Below are 6,484 nucleotides of genomic sequence, written 5' to 3'. Positions count from 1 at the left end.
TCAGCGACAACAGCCCCCGGGCCGGCGCACCCTCCAGCGTCATGGCCGCCGGGCAGGTGACATAGTGGGCGGCCAGCGTCTCCCCCGCCCAGGCGTCGGCGCCCACCACCGCTCCGGCCGGGTTGTCGCGATAGCGCCAGGCCAGGCTGTCGGGCGTGAACTTGTCTGCGCGGCCGAACACCTGGCCCAGCATCGCCCCATAGGCCTCGAGCGCCGCCGGGCCGGTCTCCGCCGGTCTGATCTGGAAGCCCTCGCCGCGCGTCATGGCCGATCTTGAGCATGGAACGGCGGGCCCCGCCAAGCCATCGGCCCGATTCGGGTCTTCTCAACCTGGGCGGCTGCGCCTAGGTAACACTCCAGCCAGGACGGGCCCCTTATGACCAGACCACGTTTGACCCTCGGCGCCGACACCGTCGCGCGCTGGCTGCTGGGCGCCGGGTTCCTGGTCATGCTGGCGCTGAGCCTGCCGGGCCAGATGACCTATGATTCCCTGGCCCAGCTGCATGAGGGCCGGGTGGGCCAGCGTGAGACCTGGGGGCCGGCCGCCTATGCCGCCGTGCTGGGCTTCTTCGACCATCTCTCGCCGGGCCCTGGCCTCTATGTGACGGCAAGCGGCTTCCTGGCCTTCGCCGCCCTGATCAGCCTGATCCGGCTGCGGCCCCGGACCTCCTGGTGGGGCGTCGCCGCCGCCGGCCTCCTGGTGCTGTCGCCGGCCCTGCTGATCTATCAGGGCATCGTCTGGAAGGACGTTCTGTTCGCCAATCTGGCCGTCGCCGGCTTCGCCCTGCTGGCCCGGATCGCGCGGGACTGGACGCCGGGGGCGCGGCCCTGGCTCGCCCTGGCCGGCCTGGTCCTGCTGCTGGCCCTGGCCGCCCAGGTGCGCCAGAACGGCCTGGTGGTCGCGCCGATCGCCGCAGCCGTGATGGCCTGGACCGTTCGGGGCGAAGGCCGCCAGTCGAGCCTGACCTGGGGGTTGGGCGGCCTGGTGGTGGTGATCGCGGCCTCCGCCGTCATGGGCTGGCTCGCCGAGCCGACCCGGGTCGTCAACACGGCGGAGAATCCCGGCCTGCGCATCCTGCAGCAGTACGACATCATCGGGGTGGCGGCCCATGATCCCAAGGCGCGGCTGAAGGACATCGCCGCGGTCAGTCCCGCGGCCGAGGAGGTCATCCGCCACCGGGCGACCCGGCTCTATTCGGCCGAGCGGGTGGACTATCTGGGCTCCGATCCGATCATCGGCCACGCCCTGTGGCGCACCCCGGCCAAGGTGATCGCCGCCCAGTGGCGTGACGTGATCCTGCGCTATCCCGGCCCCTATCTGCGCCATCGGGCCTCGGTCTTCCGCTGGGTGTTCCTCACCCCGGCCATCGACAGCTGCAGCCCGGTGACCTTCGGCGTCGCGGGCCCGCCGGCCCTGGCCGCCTCGCTGGAGATTCCGCTGGGCCAGGACCCCACCGACCGGTCGCTCGGCAACTATGCCTCCTGGCTGATCGACACCCCGGTGTTCTCGCACCTGACCTATGCGCTGATCGCTCTGGCCACGGCGGGCGTGCTGATGGTGCGCCGCCAGCCCCAGGACGTCGCCATCGCCGGGCTGATGGTCTCAGCGCTCGGCTTCGCCGCCAGCTTCTTCGTGATCTCGCTGGCCTGCGACTATCGCTATCTCTACTTCCTCGACCTCGCGGCCCTGGCCGGCCTGTTCTATCTGGCCCTGGACCCGCCGCTGGCCGAGCTCGGGCTGGAGCGCCGGCCATGAGCGCCCGCGCCCTTCGCCCCGCCGGCCTCGCCGCGCTGGCCCTGACCCTGGGGCTGGCCGCCTGCGACCGTCCGGCCCCGCGTCGCCCGCATCTGGCGGCCCCGCCCCCCGGCGTCGCCGAGTTCGGCCTGTCGGCGGTCGGCGCGCCTCTCGCGCCGGTCGCGCCGCCGGCGATCCCCGCGCCCGCCGCCGCCGCCCCGGTCACCTGGGACAGGGCCAACCAGGTCTTCCTGTTCAAGGGCCAGCCCCTGCGGGCCGAGAAGCTCTGGACCTTCGAAGGCGCCACCGACGGCTTTGTCGCCACCGGCGGCGAGGTGGCCCCGGCCGATGGCCTGGGCATGACCTATCGCGAGGTCGGCGCCGATCCGATCCTGCGCAGCCCGCGCGGGCTCAATGTCGACGGCCATGTCCGCACCCTGGTGCTGGTCCGGGTGGTCCGCACCCTGGCGGGGACCGGCTGGGACGGCACGCTCTACTACGCCACCCCGGGCCACAAGGAATCGGCGGCCTTCCACGCCAAGCCGGTGTTCGGCGGCGACCCGCCCCTGAACACGCCCACCGTCCTGATCTTCGACATGAAGCATCCGGCGGCCGGCGGCGCCGACTGGACCAGCTCGCTCATCGACCAGATCCGCATCGACCTCGACGCCACCGGGGGCGGGGAGTTCATCGTCCGCCAGGTGGCCATCGCCCAGGACCCGGGCGGCCTGATCCCCGAGCCTGCGGCGGCTAAGCCTTAGCCGCCAGCTCGCCCAGCCGGGCCGCATAGCGCAGGCCGCTGGCCCGGTGGCTGAAATGGGTGCGCATGTGGCGCCGCGCCCGGCCGCCCAGGGCGCGCAGTTCGACGGGGTCGTCGAGCAGGGCTTCGAGGATCGCCACGGCCTGGTCGAGGTCCGGTTCGGCCCAGACCTGATCGTCCGGATAGGGGTAGTCGTCGGGCCCCACGGGAACCAGGCGATAGTCGACCAGCCGGCTGGTCTCAGGCGTCATGAAGTCAAGATTGCCGGAATAGCCGGTGGCTGCCGCGACGCGGCCGAGGGCCATGGCCTCGGCCATGCCGAAGCCGAACCCCTCCGACCGCTGCAGGGAGACGAAGGCGTCGACATTGCGCACCAGATTGCCCATCTCGTCGTCGCTGAGCTCACGGGTCAGCGCCTGGGCCCGGCCGCCGAGGGCCGCGATGCGGGCCATCAGCGCCTTGGCCGTCGGATGCTCCGGATCGCCGCCCTTGAACTTGATCACGCAATGCAGAGCCGCCTCCGGCCGCCGCGCCACGAGCCGCTCGAACACCTCCAGCACCGCGCCCGGATTCTTGCGCTGGGCGTAGGAGGAGAAGTCGAAGGAGAACAGCATGGCGAAGCTGTGCTCGGGGATGGCGAAGTAGCGCCGGCCCAGGAAGCTCCCCAGCCGGGGTTCGACCGACAGCGGCATGTGCAGCACCGGCCGGGCGACCGCCGGGGTTATGGCGTCGGCCACGAAGGCCGAGGGCGCCCAGACCTCGTCGAACCGCTCCAGGATCCGGGCCCAGGGCTCGGGATAGCGCGCCAGCTCCCAGGCCGGGTAGATGATGTTGTAGGCGCTGGCGAAGGCGCCCGCGTCCATCCGCGCAAGGGTCGGCTCGACCTCGTCGGCGTTGATGCAGAAGAGGTTGGTCCGGGGGCTGAGACCGGGGGCCAGCAGCGGCGCGAACTCGGCCTCCAGGCCCGCGTCGCGGCGGCGGTCCATGCCATAGATGTCGACGACGCCGGGCGACAGCCGCGCGGCCCGCAGGGCGCGGATGGCGGCGCGGCCATGGGTCCCCATGCCGATCGGGGCGAAGGGGTGGCCGACCACGCAAAGGTCCGGGGTCTCGCTCATCGCGCCAACAGGTCCGCGTCCAGGGCGTTGCGCACGGCTTCCAGCCAGCCATGGCCGAACTTCACGTCCGGCTCCAGGTGGGCGCCCTCGGCCCACTCGTTCCAGGCGTTGATGAACACGATCCGCTCGTCGCCGAAATTCTGCCGCCGGGTCTCGGCCAGCATCACCTCGAGCCAGGCCTGGAAGGCGCCGGGCGAGGCGAAGTGGAAGACATAGGGCGCGTCCTGCCGCCGCGCGGTGTTGTCCCAGGACGGGGCCACGCCCCGGAACCTCGTGTGGCCCGGTACGGCCTCGGTGAAATAGTGGCGCACCGTGCGGCGATAGTCGGCCACCTGGCCCTTGAAGTGCGGATTGACCACGGCGCCCGGCGGATGGATCGGGGTCGCCGCGCCGGCCGGCGGGAACTCCACCGAGGCGTCGAAGCCCAGGGCCGCCGGCTCCGGATGGGCGCCGGCCTGTTCAAAGGTCTCGACGAAGGCCAGATAGATCTCGCCCACCCCATTGGCCCGGCACCAGTCGCGCCAGACCTCGGCCCAGAGCCGGGCGTCGGGCAGCAGCCCCACCCGATAGATCAGCACCAGGGGCTTGCCGCCCACCCGGATATAGTTGGGTCGCGCGAAGAACGGGGCGAGCTCGGCGATCAGGGCCTCGGCGTCGCCGGGGGCATAGGTCTGCTCCAGCAGGACGTCGGTCTCCTGGCCGTCCCAGGTGCGGGTCCAGTTCTCGTTGGCCCAGCACAGGCAGAAGGGGAAGTCGCCGGCCGCCCCGGTCTTCAGATGCTCCAGCGGGCGCTCCAGCACGCGGCGGCCGCCGGAGAACCAGTAGAAATAGTGGCAGAAGCCAGAGACTCCATAGCGGCGGGCGAGCTCCCCCTGGCGACGCAGGGCCTCGGCCTGGGACAGGTCATAGAAGCCCAGGTCGGCTGGCCGGTGCGGCTGGTAGTGGCCGCGATAATTGGGCAGGGCCCGGGTGACATTGGTCCATTCCGTGAACCCCGCGCCCCACCAGCGGTCGTTCTCGGGGATCGCGTGGAACTGGGGCAGGTGGAAGGCGATGGTGCGGACCGCGTTGAGCAGCTCCAGCTCCTCGCCCCAGCGCTCCGTGAAGGTCTGCTGGTTGCGGGTGGCGAGCCGAAGCTTGTAGCCGGAATCGATGCTCTCGGCGGTGACGCTCAGATGGTGGACGATCTCCGAGCCGGGCTCATAGATGATCCTCAGGCCCCGTTTCCGCAGCCGGAAACAGAGATCGGCGTCCTCGCAATAGGCCGGCACGAAGGCCTCGTCGAAGCCGCCCAGCTCCGCGAACACCGCGCGGCGTACGGCCAGGCAGGCGCCGGAGGCGTAGTCGACCTCGCGGCGCTGGTTCCAGCGGGCCAGGTCCGGATCCTCGAACAGGCCGATCATCTCCGAGGTTCCGTCGATCCCGACGCGGGCGCCCGCCTCCTGCAGCCGGCCGTCGGGAAACAGCATCTTGGGCGCCGTCGCCCCGACGTTCTCGATCTCCGCAAAGGGCGCGAGCAGCGCCGCCAGCCAGCCCTCGCGCACCTGGACGTCATTGTTCAGGAAGATCACGAATTCGCCCCGCGCCTCGCCCGCCGCGCGGTTGCAGGTGCGGATGAAGTTCAGGTTCTGGGGGTTGGTGATCAGCCTCAGGCCAGGAACCTTGGCCAGCACCTCGGGGGTGCGGTCGGTGGAGGCGTCGTCGATGACGATCACCTCGGCCGCCTCCAGCCCGCCGGCCGCCTGGACCGAGGCCAGGCATTCGAGGGTGAAGGTCAGGTTGTTATAGGCCGGGATGACGATCGAGGCCCTGGGCGCCGCGACCACCGGAAAGGCCAGGCGGGCGGCGGCCTCGTCGATCTCGCGGGCCTCGTAATGGATCAGCTTCAGGGGCTCGGGGCGGAACTCGGCCTTGCGCCGCTCGCGCAGGCGGCGCGCCTCGGCGCTGAGGTCGCGATAGGCGTCTGTGTTGTAGGCGCCGGGATCGCGCTGGCGGGCCTGGCCGCGCAGCTGTTCGAACAGGCCGTCGTCCTGGGCGGTTCCGAACCGCGCGCCGCCCTCCGGCTTGGGCAGGCGGCTGCGGATCCAGTGCTCCAGGGCCGCGACCGGGGATTCCACCAGTTCCGGGTGGTCGGCCAGATAGGTCGCCTCGTCAAAGTCCGAGGCCGGAGAGACGCCCAGGAAGGCGCCTTCGGTCAGATAGTGGATCACCGGATGCAGATCGCGCGGGGCGTCCGGATTCTGCTCGAGATAATAGGTGGAATCGAAGTCGCCGCTGGGGTTGCGCCGATATTCCGGGCTTGACGTGACGAACTGGGCGAGCGGGCTGGAGCCACGCGGCGCGGTCTCGCGATAGCGCTCTGCGTACCAGCCGGCGTCGAACAGCGGGTGCGGCGCCCGGCCCTCCGTGGCGCCCAGCGTCACATAGTGCAGCAGGGGGGCGACCCCCAGGGCGGCGACATCGGGGTTGCGCTCCAGATACCAGTCATTGGCGAACAGCGGATGCGGATCCAGCCCTTCGCGCCAGCCCTCGCGCAGATAGTGGCTGAGCGGGTTCTCGCCGCTCTTGGCCACCGTCTCGGCCTGGCCGACATAGTGGCGCAGGTCGAACAGCGGATGGGGGTCATAGCCCTCCCGCGCGCCGACATAGACGAAGTGCTGCAGGGCGGTCAGGCCGCAGGCGGCCAGCTTGACCGCGTGGGTGGCGCGGTAGTCGGCCAGGCCGAACAGCGGGTGCGGGTCGCGCCCCTCGGTGTCGCCCTCGGTCAGATAGTGGGCCAGAGGCGCCCAGGGCGTGCCGGCGATGTCGGGATTGTTCTCGAGATACCAGGCCTGGTCGAACAGGGCGCGGGGATTGGCCGCCGGATCCGGA

5 protein-coding genes are annotated in these 6,484 nt (G+C 71.1%); 2 read left to right on the top strand and 3 right to left on the bottom strand.

The features are described 5' to 3' along the window. The coding region (locus Q7P21_RS18535) for a hypothetical protein (protein ID WP_304178937.1) at positions 1 to 265 on the bottom strand (265 nt) is incomplete at its 3' end. Positions 266 to 376: 111 nt separating this feature from the next. Between Q7P21_RS18535 and Q7P21_RS18530 the strand changes: the two genes are divergently transcribed. Together Q7P21_RS18530 and Q7P21_RS18525 are read left to right on the top strand one after the other, a co-directional pair. Further along, positions 377 to 1,756: a hypothetical protein gene (locus tag Q7P21_RS18530; protein ID WP_304178931.1), complete on the top strand. Its 1,380-nt coding sequence runs from the start codon at positions 377 to 379 to the stop codon at positions 1,754 to 1,756. Further along, positions 1,753 to 2,496, top strand: coding sequence for a hypothetical protein (locus Q7P21_RS18525; RefSeq protein WP_304178925.1), 744 nt, complete (start codon positions 1,753 to 1,755; stop codon positions 2,494 to 2,496). Before Q7P21_RS18530 ends, Q7P21_RS18525 begins: the two co-directional genes overlap by 4 nt. Here the strand turns inward: Q7P21_RS18525 and Q7P21_RS18520 are convergent. Continuing rightward, positions 2,486 to 3,613: a glycosyltransferase family 4 protein gene (locus Q7P21_RS18520; protein ID WP_304178917.1), complete on the bottom strand. Its 1,128-nt coding sequence runs from the start codon at positions 3,611 to 3,613 to the stop codon at positions 2,486 to 2,488. The genes Q7P21_RS18525 and Q7P21_RS18520 overlap by 11 nt on opposite strands. Next, positions 3,610 to 6,484 (bottom strand): glycoside hydrolase family 99-like domain-containing protein (locus Q7P21_RS18515; RefSeq protein ID WP_304178901.1); only part of this gene is annotated, 2,875 nt, incomplete at its 5' end. The genes Q7P21_RS18520 and Q7P21_RS18515, both read right to left, overlap by 4 nt.

The organism is Phenylobacterium aquaticum (genome assembly GCF_947378715.1).
GTDB lineage: Bacteria > Pseudomonadota > Alphaproteobacteria > Caulobacterales > Caulobacteraceae > Phenylobacterium > Phenylobacterium aquaticum_A.
Note: the sequence above shows the minus strand (reverse complement) of the source record. Positions and strands in the feature narration are given on the sequence as shown.

Bases quoted from the DNA above. Each gene is read 5' to 3' on its own strand.
- Q7P21_RS18530 (WP_304178931.1), top strand. From the start codon at position 377: ATGACCAGACCACGTTTGACCCTCGGCGCCGACACCGTCGCGCGCTGG.
- Q7P21_RS18525 (WP_304178925.1), top strand. From the start codon at position 1,753: ATGAGCGCCCGCGCCCTTCGCCCCGCCGGCCTCGCCGCGCTGGCCCTG.
- Q7P21_RS18520 (WP_304178917.1), bottom strand. From the start codon at position 3,613: ATGAGCGAGACCCCGGACCTTTGCGTGGTCGGCCACCCCTTCGCCCCG.